Annotated in this window: 20 protein-coding genes; 7 read left to right on the forward strand and 13 right to left on the reverse strand. The window is 36.4% G+C overall.

Annotated features, from left to right (window positions below):
- Positions 1 to 72: 72 nt before the first annotated feature.
- Positions 73 to 1,551: a helix-turn-helix domain-containing protein gene (locus AB9K26_RS10170; protein ID WP_369972462.1), complete on the forward strand. Its 1,479-nt coding sequence runs from the start codon at positions 73 to 75 to the stop codon at positions 1,549 to 1,551.
- 44 nt (positions 1,552 to 1,595) lie between these two features.
- Here AB9K26_RS10170 and acs read toward each other — a convergent pair whose 3' ends face one another.
- Together acs and AB9K26_RS10180 are read right to left on the reverse strand one after the other, a co-directional pair.
- The gene (gene acs / locus AB9K26_RS10175; RefSeq protein ID WP_369972463.1) at positions 1,596 to 3,503 is read right to left on the reverse strand and encodes an acetate--CoA ligase; all 1,908 of its coding nucleotides are present in this window, start codon (positions 3,501 to 3,503) and stop codon (positions 1,596 to 1,598) included.
- Positions 3,504 to 3,505: 2 nt separating this feature from the next.
- Positions 3,506 to 5,413 (reverse strand): acetate--CoA ligase, encoded by a 1,908-nt coding sequence (locus tag AB9K26_RS10180; protein ID WP_369972464.1) that lies wholly within the window; start codon positions 5,411 to 5,413, stop codon positions 3,506 to 3,508.
- A gap of 42 nt (positions 5,414 to 5,455) precedes the next feature.
- On the opposite strand from AB9K26_RS10180, the gene AB9K26_RS10185 reads away from it, so the two are divergent.
- Positions 5,456 to 5,641, forward strand: a complete 186-nt coding sequence (locus tag AB9K26_RS10185) for a hypothetical protein (protein WP_369972465.1) — start codon at positions 5,456 to 5,458, stop codon at positions 5,639 to 5,641.
- Between the two features lie 43 nt (positions 5,642 to 5,684).
- Here the strand turns inward: AB9K26_RS10185 and AB9K26_RS10190 are convergent, their stop codons facing one another.
- The 8 genes from AB9K26_RS10190 to AB9K26_RS10225 form a co-directional block, all read right to left on the reverse strand.
- A complete protein-coding gene (locus AB9K26_RS10190; RefSeq protein WP_369972466.1) occupies positions 5,685 to 6,050 on the reverse strand; it encodes a response regulator in 366 nt (121 codons plus the stop codon).
- A 15-nt stretch (positions 6,051 to 6,065) separates the two neighbouring features.
- Positions 6,066 to 8,756, reverse strand: a complete 2,691-nt coding sequence (locus AB9K26_RS10195; protein WP_369972467.1) for an ATP-binding protein — start codon at positions 8,754 to 8,756, stop codon at positions 6,066 to 6,068.
- Between the two features lie 297 nt (positions 8,757 to 9,053).
- Entirely contained in the window at positions 9,054 to 10,832 is a 1,779-nt protein-coding gene (locus AB9K26_RS10200) for a sodium:solute symporter family protein (protein ID WP_369972468.1), read from the reverse strand.
- Between the two features lie 28 nt (positions 10,833 to 10,860).
- Positions 10,861 to 11,121, reverse strand: coding sequence for a DUF4212 domain-containing protein (locus AB9K26_RS10205; protein ID WP_369972469.1), 261 nt, complete (start codon positions 11,119 to 11,121; stop codon positions 10,861 to 10,863).
- 11 nt (positions 11,122 to 11,132) lie between these two features.
- Positions 11,133 to 12,377 (reverse strand): hypothetical protein, encoded by a 1,245-nt coding sequence (locus AB9K26_RS10210; RefSeq protein ID WP_369972470.1) that lies wholly within the window; start codon positions 12,375 to 12,377, stop codon positions 11,133 to 11,135.
- A 107-nt stretch (positions 12,378 to 12,484) separates the two neighbouring features.
- A complete protein-coding gene (locus AB9K26_RS10215; RefSeq protein ID WP_369972471.1) occupies positions 12,485 to 12,904 on the reverse strand; it encodes a hypothetical protein in 420 nt (139 codons plus the stop codon).
- Positions 12,905 to 13,038: 134 nt separating this feature from the next.
- Complete coding sequence (locus AB9K26_RS10220) at positions 13,039 to 13,398, reverse strand: DUF779 domain-containing protein (protein ID WP_369972472.1); 360 nt, start codon at positions 13,396 to 13,398, stop codon at positions 13,039 to 13,041.
- Positions 13,399 to 13,454: 56 nt separating this feature from the next.
- A complete protein-coding gene (locus tag AB9K26_RS10225; RefSeq protein WP_369972473.1) occupies positions 13,455 to 14,951 on the reverse strand; it encodes an aldehyde dehydrogenase family protein in 1,497 nt (498 codons plus the stop codon).
- A 172-nt stretch (positions 14,952 to 15,123) separates the two neighbouring features.
- Between AB9K26_RS10225 and AB9K26_RS10230 the strand changes: the two genes are divergently transcribed.
- Complete coding sequence (locus AB9K26_RS10230) at positions 15,124 to 16,044, forward strand: AraC family transcriptional regulator (RefSeq protein ID WP_369972474.1); 921 nt, start codon at positions 15,124 to 15,126, stop codon at positions 16,042 to 16,044.
- On the opposite strand, the gene AB9K26_RS10235 is transcribed toward AB9K26_RS10230, so the two are convergent.
- From AB9K26_RS10235 to AB9K26_RS10245, 3 genes are all read right to left on the reverse strand, one after another.
- Positions 16,041 to 17,414: an alanine/glycine:cation symporter family protein gene (locus AB9K26_RS10235; RefSeq protein ID WP_369972475.1), complete on the reverse strand. Its 1,374-nt coding sequence runs from the start codon at positions 17,412 to 17,414 to the stop codon at positions 16,041 to 16,043. The two genes, AB9K26_RS10230 and AB9K26_RS10235, sit on opposite strands and share 4 nt — an antisense overlap.
- 59 nt (positions 17,415 to 17,473) lie before the next feature.
- On the reverse strand, positions 17,474 to 18,436 hold the full coding sequence (locus AB9K26_RS10240) for a phosphoribosylaminoimidazolesuccinocarboxamide synthase (protein WP_369972476.1): 963 nt from the start codon (positions 18,434 to 18,436) through the stop codon (positions 17,474 to 17,476).
- A 101-nt stretch (positions 18,437 to 18,537) separates the two neighbouring features.
- The gene (locus AB9K26_RS10245; RefSeq protein ID WP_369972477.1) at positions 18,538 to 19,491 is read right to left on the reverse strand and encodes a PhoH family protein; all 954 of its coding nucleotides are present in this window, start codon (positions 19,489 to 19,491) and stop codon (positions 18,538 to 18,540) included.
- A gap of 199 nt (positions 19,492 to 19,690) precedes the next feature.
- Here AB9K26_RS10245 and AB9K26_RS10250 point away from each other — a divergent pair, with 199 nt between their 5' ends.
- From AB9K26_RS10250 to gldG, 4 genes are all read left to right on the forward strand, one after another.
- The gene (locus AB9K26_RS10250) at positions 19,691 to 20,563 is read left to right on the forward strand and encodes an S-adenosyl-l-methionine hydroxide adenosyltransferase family protein (RefSeq protein WP_369972478.1); all 873 of its coding nucleotides are present in this window, start codon (positions 19,691 to 19,693) and stop codon (positions 20,561 to 20,563) included.
- A 4-nt stretch (positions 20,564 to 20,567) separates the two neighbouring features.
- Entirely contained in the window at positions 20,568 to 20,864 is a 297-nt protein-coding gene (locus AB9K26_RS10255; protein ID WP_369972479.1) for a putative quinol monooxygenase, read from the forward strand.
- 234 nt (positions 20,865 to 21,098) lie between these two features.
- Positions 21,099 to 21,824 carry a gliding motility-associated ABC transporter permease subunit GldF gene (gene gldF / locus AB9K26_RS10260; RefSeq protein ID WP_369972480.1) on the forward strand — a complete coding sequence of 242 codons (726 nt, stop codon included), beginning with the start codon at positions 21,099 to 21,101 and terminating at the stop codon, positions 21,822 to 21,824.
- Entirely contained in the window at positions 21,824 to 23,491 is a 1,668-nt protein-coding gene (gene gldG / locus AB9K26_RS10265; RefSeq protein ID WP_369972481.1) for a gliding motility-associated ABC transporter substrate-binding protein GldG, read from the forward strand. Before gldF ends, gldG begins: the two co-directional genes overlap by 1 nt.
- The last annotated feature ends 65 nt before the right edge of the window (positions 23,492 to 23,556 follow it).

Below are 23,556 nucleotides of genomic sequence, written 5' to 3' on the forward strand. Positions count from 1 at the left end.
ACAAGCGAACGTTCGCTAATTTATAAAATTCGCTTAAAATTGATATTCGCAAATTGTTATATATTTGTGTTTATGGAGCAAGATTATATCAAAATAATTTTCGGTTTAAAACTTAAGCAAGTCCGTACAGATAAGGGCTTATCGCTATTTGGACTTTCGAAATTGAGCGGACTATCAAAATCGTATTTGAATGAAATTGAAAAAGGAAAAAAATATCCTAAACCAGATAAAATTGCTATTCTTTCTGAATGTTTAGAGGTTTCATACGATGATTTAGTATCGTTAAAATTGGATAAAAAGCTAGCTCCAATTGGTGAGATTCTTCAGTCTAAAATCTTGAAAGAAATCCCATTGGAGTTATTCGGTATTCAAGAAAGCACTCTGATTGATATCGTATCAAATGCTCCATCAAAAGTAACAGCTTTTATAAGTACAATTATTGAAATTGCTGAAAATTATAATTTCAGTAGAGAGAATTTTTATTTAGCATCTGTACGGTCTTTTCAAGAAGCTAACCATAATTTTTTCGAAGATTTAGAGCAATCGGTTGTGACATTTTCAAAAACCTATCAGGTAGATCTAACGCAAAAAATTTCTTCCCAAGAACTTGAAGATATTTTGGTTGAAGAGTATAGTTATACTATTAATGAGGAAGCCATTTCAGAATACGAGGAATTGGACAACCTGCGTTCTGTTTTTGTACCAGAATCCAAAACATTATTACTTTCCAATCAAATAGATGATGCACAGAAAACCTTTATCTATGCTAAGGAAATTGCCTATAATTATCTAAAAATTGAAGAACGATTGTATACGTTTTCTTGGATAGAGTTTGATAATTTTGACCAAGTGCTGAATAATTTTTATGCTTCTTATTTTGCTGGCGCTTTGATTATTCCAAGGAAGCGATTGGTAAGCGATTTAAAAAATTTGTTTTCCAAAACGACTTTCGATGCTAGTGACTTCAATACTATTTTGAATGGCTATAATGCGTCTCCTGAATCTGTTTATCAAAGACTGACAAATATTTTACCGAAAGATTTTAATTTAAAAAGTTTGTTCTTTCTTCGATTTTCACATAAAAAAGGTTCTCAGGTTTACAGTCTTAATAAAGAATTGCACTTATCTGAAAAGCAATCGCCTCACGCCAATCAAACCAACGAGCATTATTGCAGACGATGGGTTTCTCTAAGAGTCATAAATTCATTAAGCGAATCTGATAAAAACCATCAGTTTGACATTCAAATCTCCAATTATCCTGATCACAAAACAAGCTATCTTGTACTCTCTTCAGCAACTCCAGACCCTTTTAAGCCTAATTGGTTCAGAAGTGTTAGCATTGGCATACAGCTCAATACCCAAAGCCATAAGAAAATAGCTTTTGCCAATAATCCATCCATTCAAAAAGCTGATGTTGGTGTGACCTGTGAACGTTGTGCGATTAAAAATTGTGACTTACGACAAGCACCACCAAAAGTGATCAATTCGAATATCAATGACGAACGTATAGCTGAAGCCGTTAAAGATCTTCAAAACAAATTCAGAAAATAAAAAAACACCAAGACATTGCTGCCTTGGTGCTCTTTACTAAAATATTACAACGCATTATCCATAATGTCTTGAACGACTTCTGGATTCAATAAGGTACTTGTATCTCCAAGATTACTGGTATCCTTGCTAGCGATCTTTCTAAGAATGCGACGCATGATTTTACCGCTTCGTGTTTTAGGAAGACCTGTGGTGAACTGAATCTTATCCAACTTGGCTATTGGTCCGATTTGCTCGGTAATAATCTGGTTGATCTCCTTTCTCAAATTATCATGCTTACGGGTTTCACCAGTTTCTTTTAAAGTCACATAACCATATAATGCGTTTCCTTTAATGTCATGTGGGAATCCGACGATTGCACTTTCAGCAACTGCTGGATGTTCATTGATGGCATCTTCAATAGGCGCTGTTCCAAGATTATGACCAGAAACAATAATCACATCATCAACGCGACCTGTAATTCTGTAATAACCGACTTCATCCCTTAACGCACCATCACCTGTAAAGTATTTGTTTTCATAGGCTGAAAAATAGGTATCCTTATAACGTTGGTGATTGCCCCAAATCGTTCTTGCCATACTTGGCCAAGGAAATTTAATGCACAATCGGCCATCGACTTGATTGCCCTTAATTTCTTGTCCGTTCTCATCCATCAACGCTGGTTGTATCCCAATAAATGGCAAGGTTGCGTAGGTTGGTTTAGTAGGTGTTGCAAACGCAATAGGAGAAATCATGATACCTCCAGTTTCCGTTTGCCACCAGGTATCGACAATAGGCGCTTTTTTCTTACCGACATTATCATCATACCAATGCCAAGCTTCTTCGTTAATTGGTTCTCCAACCGTTCCGAGAACTTTAAGGGTGGACAAATCGTATTTTTCCAAATGCTCCACACCTTCCTTAGCTAAAGCTCTAATGGCTGTTGGAGCCGTATAGAATTGATTCACTTTATGCTTCTGAACAATATCCCAGAAGCGTCCGAAATCAGGATAACTTGGCACACCTTCAAACATAATGGTTGTAGCACCATTACATAATGGTCCGTAAACAATGTAGCTATGACCAGTAATCCATCCAATATCTGCTGTACACCAGTAAACATCCTCTTCACGATACTGAAAGATATTCTTGAATGTATAAGCTGTATAAACCATATAACCAGCCGTAGTATGAACCATCCCTTTAGGTTTTCCTGTAGAACCCGAAGTATACAATATGAACAATGGGTCTTCAGCATTCATAGTTTCAGCTGGACAATCAGCATCTGCATTCTCCAATAATGGTGCTAACCAATAGTCTCTACCATCTTGCATCTGGATATCAGATTCAATGCGTTTTGCAACCAAAACAGTTTCCACGCAATTACAATCCTGAAGCGCTTCATCTACAATCCCCTTAAGGTCAATGGTTTTTGCACCACGATACGACCCATCGCTGGTAATGACCATCTTACAATCGGAATCATTAATTCGAGTTGCTAAAGCTGTTGAAGAGAAACCAGCAAATACCACAGAATGGATGGCTCCAATTCTAGCACACGCCAAAACTGAAATCGCCAACTCTGGAATCATTGGTAAATAAATACAAACACGATCGCCTTTAGAAATGCCATTAGATTTCAAAACATTGGCGAACTTACATACGCGGTCATGTAATTGCTTGTAAGTTATATGTTCAGCTTCCTCATCTGGACTGTTAGGTTCAAAAATAATAGCCGTTTTATCACCTCGAGTCGCTAAATGCCGATCAATACAATTCTCAGTGATATTAAGCTGCGCACCTTCAAACCATTTGATTTCAGGTTTTGAAAAGTCCCAGCTCAAAACATTATCCCATTTTTTTCGCCACATGAAATGCTCTTCAGCGATTTCCTCCCAAAATACTTCAGGGTTGCGTACCGATTTTCGATATACTTGATAATATTCTTCTAAATGTTTGATATGATAATTACTCATGCTTAATTAATTTTTAGATTATGAATCCCAATGTTATGGGTTTGATATACGGATTTAATTTCATCGATAATAGTAACGTCATCAATGGTTGACGGAATATTATACTGTTGTTCATCGGCTATATTGCGCAATAGTTTACGAAGAATTTTTCCACTTCGGGTCTTAGGCAAACGATTGACTACCAAGACATCCTTAAAGGATGCTACAGCTCCAATTTCTTTTCTGACGTCTAAAATAATATCCTTCTGAATACTTTCTTCATTACTCAAATCTCCTGATTTTAAAACTACCAGTCCTAAAGGTTTCTGACCCTTCAAATCGCAATGCACTCCAAACACAGCACATTCAGCTACAGATTTGTGGGAAGCCACCACCTCTTCCATTTCGGCAGTTGATAAACGATGACCAGCCACATTGATAATATCATCTACGCGACCTGTAATGAATATATAACCATCTTCATCACGATAGCCACCATCTCCAGAAAAATAGTAGCCTGGAAAACGGTCAAGATAGCCTGATTTAAATCGCTCAGGATTTCCCCAAAGATTCATCAAAGTACCTGGAGGCAATGGTAATTTAACTGCCACATAGCCTTCAATACCATCTGAAACCTGCTCACCATCTTCGTTAAGAATTTGGATATCATAGCCACTTACAGGAAAACTAGCAGAACCTGGTTTTACTGGTTGCAACTCTACGCCTACCATATTAGCCAACATAGGCCAACCACTTTCGGTTTGCCACCAATGATCAATCACAGGTACTTTCAAATGCTGCTCTGTCCAAGTTAAGGTTGCCACATCACAGCGTTCACCAGCAAGGAACTGATATTTTAAACAAGATAAATCGAATTTATTAATCAGTTTTCCCTCAGGATCTTCTTTTTTGATAGCTCGAATTGCCGTAGGAGCCGTAAACATCACTTTCACTTCATGCTCACTTATGACTCTCCAAAATGTTGAAGCATCAGGTGTTTTAATTGGTTTTCCTTCAAATAAAATTGTGGTGTTTCTATTCAAAAGAGGCGCATAGACAATATAGCTATGCCCAACCACCCAACCTACATCACTCGCTGCCCAGTAAGTATCTCCTTCATTGATTCCATAGACATATTTCATGGAAAATTTCAATGCAGTTGCATAACCTCCAGTATCTCGAATGATACCCTTAGGTGTTCCTGTGGTGCCTGAAGTATAAAGAATATAAGAAGGATGTGTCGAATCTAAAGGAATGGCCTCAGCTGGTTTTGAACTACTAACCAAATCACTGTAATCAACATCATAATCCTCTTTAGGAATTTCAACACCTAACTGTCGGTCGAATACAACAACGTGATTTGGTTTGTGTTTTGCTTGCACAATAGCTTCATCAACAAATGGTTTATATGGAATAATGCGTTGTATTTCTATTCCGTTGGAAGCTGTAATAATAGCTTTGGGTTTACAATCGTCAATTCGAATCGCTAATTCGTGAGGCGCAAAACCTCCAAAAACGACTGAATGTATTATGCCCAAGCGAACACATGCCAACATTGCATAAATAGCTTGCGGAATCATTGGCATGTAAATTATACAAGTATCACCTTTTTGTAAGCCTAAGTCTTTTAAACCACCTGCCAACTTAGACACTTCTTCATGAAGCTGACTGAAGGTAATATGTTGTTTTGTGTCTGTTACTGGTGAATCATAGATGATCGCATTTTGATTACCGAAACCATCATTTATATGCTTATCAATACAGAGATAACTCAAATTGAGCTGGCCATCTTCAAACCACTGATAATAATCATGCTCATCTTTTGATAGAATAGCATTGGGAGATTTAAACCATTCTAATGCATCGGCTTGTGCTTTCCAAAAGTGTTCAGGCTGATCAATACTTTTTTTATAAAACTCCTGATAATTCATGACTTTATTTTTTTCGAATTAAACAAGCCAAACCAATTTGGGTTGAGCACTTTCAGCTTGATCAATGCCCAAACGATTACCAAGAAGCAAATGCCCATGACTATAGACAATCCAGCATCTACATTGGATTCGTTTTCAAATTTAAATCTGACGTATAAAGTTATTATAGCATATATACAGATGAGTATATCTGATGCTAAAGGATTGATGCGAAATTTCATATCTTAAAACTTTAATTAAACATTAGTTTGTTTGCACACAAAACCAATACTTAATTGAGTAGTTCAAGAATTTCTGAAACTATTTTTTTTACTGAAAACGGTTTGGTTAAATATTTATCTGCTCCAAGTTTTAAACCTTTTTCAATATCTGAAGCTTTATTTTTTGCAGTTAAGAATACCACTTTAGTATCCGCTAACTTTTCATTGTTCTTTATCTGTGTCAACGTTTGATAGCCATCTACGTTCGGCATCATAATATCCAGCAATACAACATCTGGCACTTCACTTTCCAATATCTCCAAAGCCTCACTTCCATCTCTTGCAATGAACACCTCAAAATCTTGCTTTTTAAAGGTGTATTCTAACGACATTACAATATTGGGCTCGTCGTCGACAATTAAAATCTTTCTCTTCATAAAAATTTCTACAATTTACTCAAAAGGCAGCGTAAAAACAAGCTTTGCGCCTTTTTTTAACCCTTTTTCAGCCCAAATTTTTCCATTGTGTTTTTGTACTATTTGTTTGGTGATTGCAAGTCCTAATCCACTACCATGTGGTTTAATGGTGTTTTGGTGTTTCGATTGGTAAAATTTTTCAAAAATAAAATCATGATCTTCACTTGGAATCCCTTTACCATTGTCACTTACCGAGATTTCAACAAATTGATTTCCAAGTTTATAGTCAATCGTTATTTCCCCTGTTTTTTCCTTGCAAAATTTCATGGCATTTGACAATAAGTTTGTGAGAACTTGTAGAATTCGATCCTCATCATAATTGAGCTTGAAGCTATGAGGATTTCTATTAATAAGCCTGATTTCTTTTTTGGAAGCAATATGAGATATGCTGGACATGGCTTTCTTCATGGTGTTTTGAATATCGTATCGTTCAATATCCAGGTTCAATCGGCCAGTTTCCAACTTTTCAAAATCCAGAATGTTATTGATCAAACGCCCTAAGCGATCAGAGTCTTGAAGAATGTTCTTTAAAAATTGTTGCTTCATTTCCATCGGCATATCATCAATATCATCCATCAATAATTCAGTTGCTGCCCTAATGCCTGTAATAGGAGTTTTCAACTCATGGGCTACAGTATCTAAAAACTCATCTTTTTGCTTGTCTTTTGTAATCAGTTCTTGATTCGCAGTTTTAAGTTTTGAAGAGAGCTCTGCCAATTCATTCGATTTTTCCAACAATACTTTATTGCTCACAATATGCTCTTTAGATTCTTCAAGGATTTTTAAAACTTCCACCAAACTGATTTGTTCTTCTTTAACCACACTTGCAATAAGTATTTTTGCTGAAGCACTCCCAATACTTCCCGTTAAGAGTTTTTCTGAAAAATTAATCAATCGCGCATCCGCAATCTGTGTGTCTGGTGACAATTTGTATTTGGTGAAAAATATACTTAAGGCACGATTCGCTTTGGTTTCCCCTAGAAATCGCACCAATACGTTTTTTATATCAGCTACATAAGCTTCCCCTTTCCAAACCAAGGCACTATCTTGAAGCGTGGAGAAGTTTCTTATATCGACAAACATTTCTGCATAATTACGTTCCCTATAATGTCCTTTAGAGGTTAAGGAGAAAATCAAATAACATAAAATATTGGCAGACATGCTCCAAAAAAATGCATGAGCTGGAGGTGATAAAAAATCAATTCCGAACAAAGCATGTGGTTTTAGAGCAGAAATACCTCGCAAACCATACTGAACAAAATCATCACTTCCTGTATAAGCTTGAACTGTAAAAGGTAAAACCAAGGTATAAAGTACAATTAAGATCCCAACAATGATTCCTATAATAGCTGCTTTTGAAGAGCCTCTATTCCAATACAATCCAATAAAAAAGGATGGCGCTAATTGAGCAATGATGACGAAGGAAATCAATCCGATGGAATATAGAGACAACTCTCTTGAAAAAGACACATAGAAAAAGTATGCCGTAATTATGATGGTAAAAATAGAAATACGACGAATATTCTTAATGTATTTGGAATTACGTTCGGGTTGATTTTTTATGAACTTATCTAAAAACCCATAAGGAATGATCAAGTTATTACTCACCATAATGGACAATGCCAAAGTTGATACGACAACCATAGATATCACTGCTGAAAATCCGCCAAGAAAAACCAAGGTCGCTAAAAACGAATTGCCATTTTCCAAGGGAAGCAACAAGGTATAGTATTCTGCATTAACGGCATTGCCGAATGTAAGCTTACCAGCCCAAGCGATAAAAATTACAAAAACGTTAAATAGCAACAGGTAAAGTGGAAACATCCAAATGGCTTTTTTGAGATGTTTCTCTCGTATATTTTCCAAAACTGAAACCTGGAATTGCCGAGGCAAAAGAAAAATAGCTATAAACGATAAGCCAGTCATAAAAAACCAATTGAAACTGTCTTCAATACCATTCAACTTAATAAGTGAATTAAAGTTCTCTGTGTTTGAAATTTTGGAATAGATGTCTGTTGTACCATCAAAAAGATAGAAGGTAATATATATCCCAATGACTAAAAAGAACAATAGTTTTAAAACCGACTCAAAGGCAACTGAGGCTATGATACCTTTGTGTTTTTCAGAAGCATCCGTGTTTTGTGTGCCAAAAAATGTAGCAAAAACCGCTAACAATAAAGCTACATAAAATGTGGAATCATCTAAGATTGACGTTGAAATATAACTGGTTTCATCTGCTATGATTGCAAACGTTTCAGATACAGCTTTTAATTGAAGTGATATATAAGGCAAGGTTCCGAAGAGACAGACCAAAGTCACAAGCGCTCCTAAAAAACGATGGTTTCCGTATCGCAGAGATATAAAATCTGCTATCGAGGAAATCTTATGCTGTTTTGAAATCCGAATGATTTTCCGAAGCAAGACAATCCAAAGTGGTGCCGCTATGACTGGACCCAAATAAATTGGCAAAAAATCGATACCTGAATTTGCAGCAATCCCAATGCTTCCGTAGTAGGTCCAAGCCGAGCAATACACGGCAAGAGATAAAGTATATACGTAAGGATTGTTAACCCATTTGCTTTTCTTTTTCCGTTCTGCAAAAAAAGCAATGTAAAAAAGCACCGCTAAATATAGTATAATGATTAAGACAAGCGAATAGTTATTCATAATGGCGTTTTAATACGATGTATGAAATCACTATAGACAAAATCCAGATGGAAAAAATCGAAAAATAAAATACTGGAATACCAAATAGTTGTCCGTCAGAATTGAATACAAGCAAGAAAGGTACATTGAACACGAGGAACAATGCTATAGACAATACAACCAATTTTTGTTCGTGGCGTTTTTTCATTAGAAATTGAAAATCTAAAAATAAGAAAAAAACAGTACTGCCGTAACAGTACTGTTTCATACTAACTAATTAATTTAACTTTAATTCCAAATGAATTAAGAACTAAATCATCAATGACTAGAAGCTTCACCTGCTCCTGAAGGTATTCTAATATTCTCTACCATTTCCTGAACATTTTCTGGTGGAGCAGCCGTTAATCTAGAAACCACTACAGACACCACAACGTTTACAAGCATGGCAATTGTTCCGAAGCCTTCTGGTGAGGTACCAAACCACCATTCGGTAGCTGGCTTAGGATCCATAACACCAATCAGTCCTGTTTTATAAACGATCATATAATACAGCATCAAGACGATACCTACAATCATTCCGGCAACAGCACCTTGTTTATTCATACGCTTGTCAAAAATTCCCAAAATAATGGCTGGGAAGAATGATGCAGCTGCCAATCCGAAGGCCAGAGCCACAACCGCTGCCACAAATCCTGGCGGATAAATTCCGAAGAGCCCTGCAATAATGATAGCCACTAAAATAGAAATACGAGCTGCTAAAAGTTCTCCTTTTTCTGAAATGTCTGGCTTTAATTGCTTTTTGATTAAATCATGGGAAATCGAAGTTGAGATCACTAATAGCAATCCAGCAGCAGTTGATAATGCTGCAGCCAATCCACCAGCAGCCACGAGAGCAATCACCCAATTTGGTAGTTTAGCAATTTCAGGATTTGCCAATACCATGATATCACGATCTACATATAATTCATTTTCAGTTGTAGCATTAGCGTTAGTAATCATACGTTCACCATTCGTTCCTCGAACATCAGAATAAACTGGTTTCTTTCCTTCTAAAGCAGATCCAGCAACATATTGAATCTTGCCATCTCCATTTTTATCAGACCAAGCAATCAGACCCGTATTTTCCCAGTTTTTAAACCATTCTGGAACCTCTTTATACTCTGTATTACTTACTGTTTCGATTAAGTTTGTTCTTGCAAATACAGCAATAGCCGGAGCCGTTGTATATAGAATAGCGATGAACAATAAAGCCAATCCAGCAGATTTTCTAGCATCCTTTACTTTAGGAACTGTGAAGAAGCGAACAATCACATGCGGTAATCCTGCAGTTCCTACCATTAATGCTAAAGTAATAGCAAAAACATCCCAAGTGGTTTTGGTGCCACTGGTATATTCGTTAAATCCGAGTTGTGTGTGTAAGGCATCTAACTTATCGAGTAAAAAGGTACCATCTTCAACCGTTCCTCCCATTCCAATTTGAGGAATGATGTTTCCGGTCATTTGCATTGAAATAAAGAATGCAGGCACCATAAAAGCAAAGATCAAGACACAATATTGCGCAACCTGCGTATAGGTAATTCCTTTCATTCCTCCTAAGAAGGCAAAAATAAGAACAACAGTCATTCCTATGACGACACCAAGATTGATATCTACTTGCAAGAATTGAGAGAATACAATACCAACGCCACGCATTTGTCCAGCTACGTAAGTAAAGGAAACTATTAAGGCACAAATTACGGCAACTGTTCTAGCGGTATTTGAATAGTATCGATCACCAATAAAATCTGGCACTGTAAACTTCCCAAACTTCCTTAGATATGGTGCCAGAAGCAGTGCCAGAAGCACATAACCTCCTGTCCAACCCATAAGGAACACCGAACCATCATAACCCATAAAAGAGATTAATCCAGCCATACTTATAAACGAAGCCGCACTCATCCAGTCAGCAGCAGTCGCCATACCATTTGCTAATGGAGAAACACCACCACCAGCAACATAAAATTCTTTTGTTGAGCCTGCTCTGGCCCAAATTGCTATTCCAAAATATAAGGCGAAAGTAAGCCCTACTAATATCCATGTCCAAGTTTGTACACTCATAATGTTTTGATTTTAATTTAGTTAAGGGTTACTCGTCGAAACCGTATTTTTTATCAAGTTTATTCATCAATCTCACATATACGAATATGAGAATTACAAATACATAAATTGAGCCTTGTTGTGCAAACCAGAAGCCTAACTTAAAGCCACCCAACCTGAACTGATTCAGTTCTTCTTTGAATAGAATTCCACAACCGTAAGACACTGCAAACCAAATAAATAATAGAATGACCAAATATTTAAGGTTTTCCTTCCAATACGCTGTCGCGTGTTTTTGTTTTTCACTCATAACATTAGTTTTTATAGGTAAATCATAGCCTGCAAAGTCACAGTACCCATTGCATCATTGTTACCGTATTTAGTATTGAAATATTCAAGGGTCAGTTTAGAATTGTGCCCACTTATATACGCATTAGCACCTACACCAAAAGATGTCGCACTATCGTCAATAGCATCAATTTGTCTGTTATCAAATTGCAGATAAGGCTGGAATTTCACCTTACCTTCTGTTGCAATCACATAACCAACATGCGCATGGATAAGCGATCCTGTTTCATAGGTTGTACCCAAAGTATAATCTTCTCCATAATTTGTAAACTGACTTAATAAATACGCTGTTATAGCTGCTCCATTTTCTCCAAGAGGTGCATCATAAAAAGCATCAATAGCGAAAATAGAAACATCTTCTCCAGACAACTCACCATTGCCATCAGCAACTACAGAGCCATTTGGATGAAGGAAGAATCCTGCTCCAACGTTAAAAACTTTTTTACCTCCTAAATACGTTCCAACCTTGTAAGGCAAGAAATTAGATTCTTGATCTAAAAAATGATAATCAAAGTATCCAGCATAGGTTCGTCCAGCATCTTTAGAGCCCAGAAGTCTGCGTCCAGCATAAACAGCAGAACCGTTGTTCATAGGTGTTGTTCCAGACTGAAGGTTGTTAGTAACCGCATCATTAATCGCTACTCGGTATTGCAATTTTTTGAACTTCCCTTTCAAATACACACCCATATGACGTGCAAATTGATCAGAAAGGCCAATTGTTGCCCAAGCCTGACGCTGGTTGTCCAAAGTCATCATGTTTAATGTACTTTGGTTGTTTAATCTGGAAATTCCATTCCAATAATGAAGTCCACCACCAATAGCATGGTTCGCACTCAAGCTATACTGTGCCCAAACATCATGAAAAAATAGTTGTGAGCGATCTCCTGTTCCAATAGCAGACATATTGTCTGCATTGAGACTGTTTAATCCGAAATGTGTAAGAATTAGGAAATCTTTGTTAATTTGTGCATACATAAGAACACGAGCTCTTCTCAAACTGAAGTTGAGCTCGCTTTGTTCGTTACCATTAGCATCTAATGGTCGGTCTGAATTGTGTTGTGCCCAGAATTGAGCCCATGAAATGATTCTGAAGTACTTCGAACCATCTTCATTCAGTTTTACTTTCATTCCACCAGTGTAATCTGGCGATCCTTGAGCAAAACAAAGCTGAATGGACATCAAAAAAATTCCAATCAGCACAAGGGATGTTTTCTTCATAATTTAAAAGTGTTAGTTAGCAAATAATTGGTTTTGTGTGCACTACTAAGCTCTTAAAAACTATGTCTTGAAAAAAAATAACTATACTTATATGTTAATTATATATACTAATCCTTAAATCGTTCCCATTTAATCAACATAAACTTATCACCAAGTTCTGTCACAACTACACCAGCACCTTTGATATTCTCAGAATTTTGAAAGTACTTCCCAAGCTCTTCCGCATTGAGGATTTTGTAAGTGGGATGATAACTTGAATTATAAGGTCGTTTAACACCGTATTTCTTCACCCAATTCATGATACTCACATGTGAAATCCCTAAAATACGTTCAATCTCACGATAGGTCAAGCCTTCTAAATACAACTGAAGTGCTTTATTAACGTAATAATCATCTATTTTTTTTCCTAGCTTATTTACGGAGAAAAAATAATTGCATTTTTTACATTTGTAACGTTGCCTGCCATTTACAATGCCGCTCTTGATATAAGTATCAGATCCACAATTTGGACACAAGTCAATAGTCATATATATTATTTTAGCATAAATATATTAATTTAGCAATAAAAATGCAATGCCTTTAAATTATAGCTTTTCAAACCAACAAGAAAAAACCCTATACATATTTCAGTATAGGGCTATAAAAAATAGTTTGCTATCGATCAATTTGGGTTATTGAAATACTCTTGTTCCTCATCTGTTAATAATCTGGAATGGATAATGAATCGAAGTCCGAGAGGAATCTCCAATGAAAAACTCGCACCTCGACCTTCTGTGATATCAATAGTCAAATGTGTATGCTTCCAATATTCGTATTGGTCTTTGTTCATATAAAAGTTCACGCCTTCTACAACTCCCAAGAGAATATCACTCTCATCGAGATACATATCCTCTTTTTCAAAAATCATAGGTGAAGACCCATCACAACAGCCACCACTTTGGTGGAAAATCAATTCGCCATGTTTGTCCTTTAAAGACCTGACGACATTTGCAGCAGCTTCGGTAATATCAATTCGTTTCATACTTAACAAGATAAAAAAAGGCTGAACAAATTCAGCCTTAGATTAACAATTTTATTCTAAAAGAATCCTAGCTTATTCTTATCGTAAGAAATGAGCATGTTTTTAGTTTGCCTGTAATGACTCAACATCATAACATGGTTTTCTCTACCAAAACCTGATTTCTTATAACCTCCAAAAGGTGCATGAGCTGGATAGGCATGGTAGCAATTCACCCAAACACGACCTGCTTTAATGGCTCTCGGAATTTGATATAATTGATGTGCGTCCCTTGTCCATACACCAGCTCCCAATCCGTAGAGCGTATCGTTGGCAATTTCCAAAGCTTCTGCTTCATCCTTAAATTTGGTAACACAAACGACAGGACCAAAGATTTCTTCTTGGAACACACGCATTTTATTATGACCTTCCAAAATTGTTGGTTGAATGAAAAAGCCATTAGCCAAATCGCCTTCTTTATTGGCTTCACCTCCACAAAGTACTTTTGCTCCTTCATCCTTCCCTATTTTGATATAGGATTGAATTTTTTCATATTGATCATTTGACGCTTGGGCTCCAACCATACATGAGGTATCATAAGGATTGTTTTGAACAATAGCTTTTGTACGTTCTATGACGCGTTCCATAAAGGCATCGTAGATATCTTCTTGGACTAAAATTCTTGAAGGACACGTACAAACTTCGCCTTGATTAAACGCAAATAACACAGCACCTTCAATGGCCTTGTCTAAAAAGGCATCATCTTCATCCATTACAGAATTGAAGAAGATATTAGGCGACTTTCCTCCTAACTCCATTGTTACTGGATTCAGGTTTTTGGACGCATATTGCATGATCAATTGTCCTGTAGTCGTTTCACCTGTAAAGGCAACTTTATCCACTCTAGAACTTGAGGCTAAAGGTTTTCCTGCTTCAGGACCAAATCCGTGAACTACATTGATAACACCTGGTGGAAATACATCCGCAATTTTCTCCATCAATAAAGTTGCTGAAGATGGCGTTTGCTCTGCTGGTTTCAACACAACACAATTTCCAGTGGCTAATGCTGGTGGTAATTTCCAAGACAACATCAATAAAGGAAAATTCCATGGTATGATTTGTCCGACCACACCAAGCGGTTCCTTGATATTCATGGACAAGGTATTGGCATCCAATTCGGTAGCACTACCTTCCTCAGCGCGAATACAAGAGGCAAAATAACGCCAATGATCTACCGAAAGTGGCACATCAGCATTTAAGGTTTCACGGATTGGTTTCCCATTATCACAGGTTTCAACCAAGGCGAATTCCTCTAAATTTTCTTCAATAATATCGGCCACTTTGTTTAATAATGTCGCACGTTCTGTAGCAGAAGTATTTGCCCATGACTCTTTCGCAGCATTTGCTGCATCTAAAGCCAATTCAACATCTTCTTTTTGCGATCTTGGATATTTAGCGATTAAGGACTTGTCTATTGGAGAAGTATTTTCAAAATACGCTCCACCTACTGGTTCCACAAACTTACCGTTTATAAAATTTCCGTAAGACGCTTTAAATTTTGGTTTTGAATAACTCATTTAAATTTGTATTAAATTATTAATTACATAATATTTTCATACTATTTTTATAGTATCTATATTTTGGATAAAGTTATTTTATGATATCTTTATTTTCTTGAACATATTTATTATTATTTTGAACATATCTATTATTTACGCTCTTTAGAGTTATTTTTTTGTATCATTGAATATGAAACCCTTACTAAGTCATCATAAAAAGCATCGAAAACTGACGACTCTTGTCGAGAACAGAACAACTTACAATGCCGAATATGCTGAACTTAATATTTATGAAACCCATGTCTATGCTGAAAAAGTCTCCTTGACTTTTGATTTTCCTATTATCGCCAGTATGCTTACAGGAAAGAAAATCATGCATATTGACGGATTTGAAGCGTTTGATTTTTTTCCAGGTGAATCGGTTGTGATGCCTACCAATAAGGAAATGGTTATTGATTTCCCTCTAGCAACCCAAGAGCAACCAACACAATGTCTAGCCTTAGGAATTGATGCTTCAAAAATTGATGAAGTTGTAGCCAAGTTCAATAACCATGTTGCCATTGAAAATGAAAACAACAACTGGAATCTTGATGAAACTGCTTCTCATCTCATTAACAACATAGATGTCAATCATCTTATAGAACGACTGACCTACACATTTACTAATAATAATAAGTCGAAAGACGTACTGTTGGACTTGATGATTCAGGAGTTGATTGTAAGATTGCTACAAACCAAGGCTAAATCGTTGATCATTAATGATCCTCATCAAATTTTTAACGATACACGAATAGGCACAGTGATTAAATACATCAAAGAAAATTTGACCAATAAGGATTTATCTGTAGATGTATTGGCTGAGAAAGCTTACATGAGTACCTCCCATTTTCATAAACAATTCAAAAATACGCTTGGAGTGTCTCCAATAGATTATATCAATTCTGAAAAAATCAAGTTTTCAAAAAAATTGATGAAAGAACATTCAGGATATCGCATGTCTGAAATCGCCTTTAAATCTGGTTTTAATAATACCAGCTATTTCAACAGGCAATTCAAAAAAATGGAAATGATGACACCTCAGCAGTTTAAGTCTTCTATTAAAAAATCTTAAGTATTTCTATGCCTCTTGAAGTAAGCTTTAGTTTCCTTAACCACTTTAGGAGCTAAAATGATAGTTGCTAACATGGTAGGAATTGCCATAAAAGCAAATATGCCATCAATAAAATTAATGACTGTTGCAAATGGCAACGTTGCCGCAAGAACAATGCTCAGAATATAAATATAACTGTAATAATGTTTACGATGCGCTCCAATAAGAAATGACAAGCATTTAGTACCATAATAGGCATAAGAAAACAAAGACGACACGCTAAAAATCACCACACAAACCATAAGGGCATAAGGACCAAATCCAGGTAGCGCATCCTCAAAAGCTGAAGCTGTTAAACTTACACCATTATCTGATGTTGTTTGCCAAACATCGGTCACCAAAATGGTCAATCCAGTTAATGTGCACACTATTAGCGTATCGATTACTGGACCAAGCATAGCGACTAAACCTTCACGAACTGGCTCATCCGTTTTTGCAGCACCATGAGCCATTGGCGCTGTTCCGATTCCAGCTTCATTAGAAAAGGCACCACGCTTTACGCCCAAAATAATCAATGCGCCAAGGACTCCTCCATACATACTTTCGTCATTAATATAATCTGCTGAAAAAGCGTCCGTAAAAATTAGGGTTACATATTTAGGAATTTCAGAATAGTTAATTCCTAGAATAATAAGGACGAGAAAAAAGTAAAGCAATACCATTGAAGGCACCATTTTAGATGCAATACCACTGATTCGTTTCAAGCCACCTAAAATGACAATTGACGTCACAAGAACCAAAACAATTGCAATAATAAGGTTAGTGTAAAAACTAACTTCAACACCATTAGGAATCAAAATAATATCGTTGATGGCTTGTTTTAATTGGTTCACATTCACAACAGGTAAGGCGCCAAACATTCCAAAAACAGAAAACAAAACCGCTAAAAACTGCCAACGCTTACCAAGTCCTTCACGAATAAAGTACATTGGACCACCTTGTAAATCGCCGTTACTGTCCTTTCCTCTATACATAACCGCTAAGGTTGAGGTGAAAAATTTGGTACTCATTCCAACAATCGCGCTAATCCACATCCAGAACAAAGCTCCTGGTCCGCCAACTGTAATCGCCAAAGCTACACCAGCAATGTTACCCATGCCTATTGTAGAAGATAAAGCTGTGGTCAAGGCTTTAAAATGACTGATTTCTCCAGGATCATTTGGGTCGTCATACTTCCCTCTTAACACCTGAATGGCATGTGCAAAAAAGCAAAACGGAACAAATCGTGAGCGAATCAAAAGATAGAGTCCACCACCAATCAACAAAAGCAATAATGGCATTCCCCAAGCTAGGGATGAGAATTTTTCAGAAAACTGATAGAGATTTTGCATAAGGTTTCAACTACCTATTTGGTTAATAAGCAAACTTAAAAATACGAAACCTTAAAATACTACTTAGAATTAAGATAGTTTAAGACATTAGCCTCTATCCTTTCATGAATATTAGAGACATCTGCTTTTACAAAGGTTTCTCCTGTAATATTTTCATAAAGTTCAATATAGCGTTCACTAACTGAGTTGATGTAGTCATCACTCATTTCTGGAACAGATTGCCCTTCAAGTCCCTGAAAGTTATTGGCTATTAACCACTGGCGCACAAACTCTTTAGACAATTGCTTTTGAGGTTCGTTGTTATCTTGACGTTCTTGATAACCTTCAGCATAAAAATAACGTGAGGAATCTGGTGTATGGATTTCATCAATTAAAACAATTTTTCCGTCTTTGGTTTTACCAAACTCGTATTTGGTATCGACCAAAATCAACCCTCGAGATGCTGCAATTTCAGAGCCACGTTGGAATAATTTTCTCGTGTAATCTTCCAGCACAACATAATCCGCTTCGGAAACGATGCCACGTTTTAAGATATCTTCACGAGAAATATCCTCATCATGATCGCCTTGTTCTGCTTTGGTTGCAGGTGTAATAATTGGTTGTGGAAACTTATCATTTTCTTTCATACCTTCTGGCATGGCAACACCACATAACATGCGTTTTCCCACTTTGTATTCACGAGCTGCGTGCCCAGACAAATACCCACGAATCACCATTTCTACCTTGAAAGGCTCACATAAATGTCCGACAGCCACATTTGGATCTGGAGTTGCCGTCAACCAATTAGGCACCAAATCTTCGGTAGCCTTCATCATTCGAGTAGCGATTTGGTTAAGTATTTGTCCTTTATACGGAATCCCTTTAGGCATGACCACATCAAAAGCCGATAAACGATCGGTTGCAATCATGACCAGTTCTTCGTCGTTAATATTATATACTTCCCTAACCTTTCCTTTGTAGACACTTTTCTGGTTTGGGAATTTAAAATTGGATGCAATTATGGTATTATTCTGATTTGACACTACAATTATAATATATGTTTAATAGCTTTAGCCCAGATTAAGGCAGTTGTTGGAGCTCCTTGAAAAGAGCGACTGCCGAAAGCTGGAATAGCTTCAAAAAATTAATCTCTATTTTCGATACTTTTATAAGCCTCAATAACTTTCTTCACGAGTTTATGGCGAATGACGTCTTTATCGTCAAGATAGACCATACCAATCCCTTCTACATTTTTCAAAACCAGCAAGGCCTCTTTCAATCCAGAAATCGTACGTCGTGGTAAATCGACCTGACCAGGATCTCCTGTAAGCAAAAACTTGGCATTTTTACCCATTCTCGTCAAGAACATCTTCATTTGAGCATGGGTTGTATTCTGACCTTCATCCAAAATCACAAAAGCATTGTCTAATGTTCGTCCGCGCATAAATGCCAAAGGCGCAATTTGAACAGTTCCATTTTCGAGAAAACTCGCCAACTTTTCAGGAGGAATCATATCGCGTAAGGCATCATAAAGTGGTTGCATGTATGGATCTAATTTTTCTTTGAGATCACCTGGTAGAAATCCGAGATTCTCTCCAGCTTCCACTGCAGGACGTGTTAGAATGATACGTTTTACTTCCTTATTTTTTAAAGCCCTTACTGCCAAGGCCACACCTGTGTAAGTTTTTCCAGTACCAGCAGGACCAATAGCAAACACCATATCGTTTTTTTTCATACTGTCAACCAACTTACGCTGATTGACCGTTTGCGCTTTGATAATTCTACCATTAACACCATGAAGGATGGGTTCGCCACTTTGATCTGATGTGGTATAATCATCACTACTCTGACTTGTGAGCACGCGCTCAATGGTATTTTCGTCTATTTTATTGTACTTGCCAAAATGCACCATAAGCATTTCCATACGGCGATCAAATTCTTCTAATAAATCTTCGTCACCATAGGCTTTAATTTTATTGCCTCTTGCTACAATTTTAAGTTTTGGAAAGTATTGTTTTAGGATTTTGATATTGGCATTTTGAGCACCAAAAAACTCTTTGGGAGTGATTTCCTCTAATTCTAAAATAAGTTCGTTCAAAAGCTGTCCTATTTATTAATTAATCTGTTTTGTTTTATTAGTTTTGTGATGAGGTAAACAAGACTCATGTTACTCAAAAATAACTAAAGTATTTTATTCGAAAGGTTACCATAGGATTAAAATATTGATGAGTTTTTAACAAGTTTATCTACGACTAAACAACGAGATTAGACATTTAGCTACTGAGAGGGATTCATTTATGGCAATCATCACATTAACAACCGATTTTGGAGAAAAAGATCACTTTGCTGGTGCCATTAAAGGTGCCATTTACAGTGAAATGCCTGATGCTAGAATTGTTGATATCTCACATTCAGTTGCGCCTTTCAATATTCCTGAAGCAGCCTATATCATTCAGAATGCTTACAGTAGCTTTCCAAAAGGTACTATTCATGTTATTGGTATCGATTCTGAGTTGAATCCTGAAAATAAGCATATTGCCGTTCAGCTTGACGATCATTATTTCATTTGTGCCAATAACGGTATCATGAGTATGATCTGTAGTGAAATTTCACCTCAAAAAATTGTGGAAATCAACATCCATGACCGTGTCGGAACAAGTTTCCCTGTATTGGATGTTTTTGTTAATGTTGCTTGCCATATTGCTCGTGGTGGCACACTTGAAGTCATAGGGAAAGTTATTGATACCATCAAACCCATCAAAAACATGATTCCCTTTGTGAATGATGAAAAAAATCAGATCATTGGTAATGTTATTTACATCGACAACTATGGCAATGTGGTGACCAATATCAAGCGTAAGTTTTTTGAATCTATTCAAAAAACCCGTAATTATGAAATTTCGGCACGGAATTACAAGTTCAAAACCATATATGAAAAATATAGTGATGCCATAAATTTCGATATTCCCGAAGAAAAAAGATATGATGCTGGAAGAGGTCTCGTTGTTTTCAATTCTTCAGGATATCTCGAAATCGCTGTTTATAAAAGTGATGGTAATACTGTTGGCAGTGCATCTTCGTTGATGGGATTGGATATTAGAGATACTGTAACCGTAAATTTTGTTACGACACCAGTTATTCCAAAAGGAAAAGAAATTATTGAACGCTAAGACTATGTTTGTAAGAATTGTAAAAATGAGTTTTGAACCTTCGCATATCGATACGTTTCTTGCTAACTTTGAAAGCAATAAACATAAGATTCGAGCTTTTGAAGGTTGTGAATTTTTAGAATTGTATAGAGACAAGTACAATACCAATACATTTTTTACGTATAGTTATTGGAATACTGAAAATGATTTGGAACGCTATAGACAATCGAATCTATTTAAACAGGTGTGGTCAAAAACAAAACCTTTGTTCAATGCCAAACCTGAAGCTTGGAGTGTGGATAAAATTGTTAGCCTAAGTTAAATATTTATGACTGCATCTGAAAACAAACACCTTAGAAGAAGTATAATTACACCTTTAATTGTGTATATATTTCTATTTTGTATTGCATTTTATTTTTACTACTTCGGAAGTCAAAAACCTACACTTAAAACCACAAGTTTATTTGCTTCAATTTTCTGTTTTGTTTTTATGGTGTTTTATGTCACAAAATGGATTCGATTCAATAAAGTCCTTAAAGCTTCAAACCCTAACTAAATGCTCGCCATACTTAAAAAAGAAATCAATACGTTCTTTGCCTCACCAATTGGTTACTTGGTCATTGCTGCTTTTTTGTTATTGAACGGATTATTTCTATGGTTATTTAAAGGTGAATTCAATATTTTGGATAATGGGTTTGCAGATTTATCCAGCTTTTTCCTTTTAGCGCCTTGGATTCTTGTGTTTTTAGTACCTGCAGTTACCATGCGAAGTTTTGCCGATGAAAAAAAGCAAGGCACCTTAGAATTGCTCTTGACAAAACCCATCAGTCATTTAAGCATTGTTCTAGGAAAGTATTTTGGTGCATTTGTACTTATCGTACTGGCTTTAATTCCAACGTTACTCTATATTTTTACATTATGGAAACTCGGTAACCCTGAAGGCAACCTCGATGTTGGAAGTGTCATGGGCTCTTATTTCGGGTTATTATTTTTAGTAGCTGCTTACACCTCTATTGGAGTGTTTTCGTCTAGTCTAACCGATAATCAAATTGTCGCTTTTATCATTGCCGTTTTTATTTGTTTCTTTTTCTATTTCGGATTTGAAGGTTTGTCCAATTACAACCTTTTTGGAGAGTCATTTTATATAGAAAACTTAGGCATGTCATCTCATTTCAATAGTATGAGTCGAGGTGTACTCGATACAAGAGATGTCATTTACTTTTTAAGCATCGCTGCCTTTTTTATCATTCTAACACAATTAAATATTAAGCGAAGTCGATAATGATTAAAAAGAACATCATCTATATAAGCGTTGTAATTGCTATTCTTATTGCAATCAATATGATTTCAAGTCATGTTTACAAACGTTTTGACCTAACCAAAGACAAACGCTACACTTTATCTGAAGCTGCTATCCAAACCATTGATAATGTTGACTCTCCAATTATTGTCGATGTGTTTTTGGAAGGTGATTTTCCTTCGGAATTTAGACGACTTCGGAATGAAACACAACAAATACTTGAAGAGTTTGCTGTTCATAACTCCAATTTGAAATTTGGATTTATCAATCCGCTTGAAGAGGAAAGCTCACGACAACGAAACATCCAGCTATTGGCGCAACGTGGCATGCGACCGTTTCAAGTCACCGTTAAAGAAAACGGAAAAACCTCTCAAGAGGTTATCATACCTTGGGCTTTAGCAAGCTATAATGAACAAACGGTCATCGTTCCTTTAATCAAAAACAAAATTGGTGCAACCGATCAAGAATTGGTGAATGGCTCTATTCAAAATCTGGAATACATATTTGCAGAAGCTTTTAAAAAACTAACGGTTCCAAAGCAAAAGAAAATCGCTGTTTTAAGAGGTAACGGACAACTATCAGATGCTTATGTTGCTGATTTTTTAAGTACACTTGGAGAACACTATTACTTGGCACCTTTCACTTTGGACAGCGTAGCTTCCAATCCGCAAAAAACATTAAAAGACCTCAAAGGTTTTGATTTGATTATTTCAGCAAAACCTATGCAACCATTTTCTGAAGAGGAAAAATATGTATTGGACCAATACACGATGAATGGCGGAAAAAGTCTTTGGCTTACCGAAGCAATCATCATGGATAAAGATAGTCTTTACAATAATGCTGGTAAGGCTGTAGCAATCATGAAAGATCTAAACCTTACCGATTTTTTCTTTAAATATGGTGTTCGTATCAATCCAGTTATGGTAAACGATCTTTACTCTGCTCCCATAACATTGGCCATTGGTGAAGGCAGTAATGCACAATTTCAACCTGTGCAGTGGCAATACTCACCTTTAGCAGGCAATAATCCGAACCATCCAATTACAACCAATATCAATCCTGTTAAATTTGATTTTGCGAGTCAGATAGACACCTTAAAAAATGGTGTGGAAAAGACCATTTTATTACGAAGCTCAAACTTAACCAAATTGGTTGGTGTTCCAAGTGAAGTGGATTTAGATATTGTAACGCGAGAACCTGATACAAAAACCTACAATCAGCCCAATCAAACCTTAGCTGTTTTATTGGAAGGTGAGTTTAAGTCGGTTTATAAAGATCGAATCAAACCTTTTGAACTTAATGATGACAAACCCTCTAGCGCTTCAACTAAGATGATTGTGATTGGTGATGGTGATGTCATCAAAAATGATGTCATCAAAGGGCAACCACAAGAATTGGGATTTGATCGCATGACTGGCAGACGATTTGGAAATACAGAGTTTTTGCAAAATGCCGTGAATTATCTATTGGAAGAGGACGGACTTATAAACATTCGAACCAAGGATGTGGCCATTCAATTTTTAGATCCTCAGAAAATTACCGCGGAAAAATCGAAATGGCAAATCATCAACATTGCTCTACCTCTAGTTATTCTTGGTCTTTTTGGATTGATTTTTATTTTTTTCAGAAAGAAACGCTATTCAAACTAGTATAAAAATGTGGTTTTTTCAATAGAAAGAATTAGCGCACAAATGTTAATAAGTTTGTTTTATAA

Source organism: Psychroserpens sp. XS_ASV72, assembly GCF_041224425.1.
Classification (GTDB): Bacteria; Bacteroidota; Bacteroidia; order Flavobacteriales; family Flavobacteriaceae; genus Psychroserpens.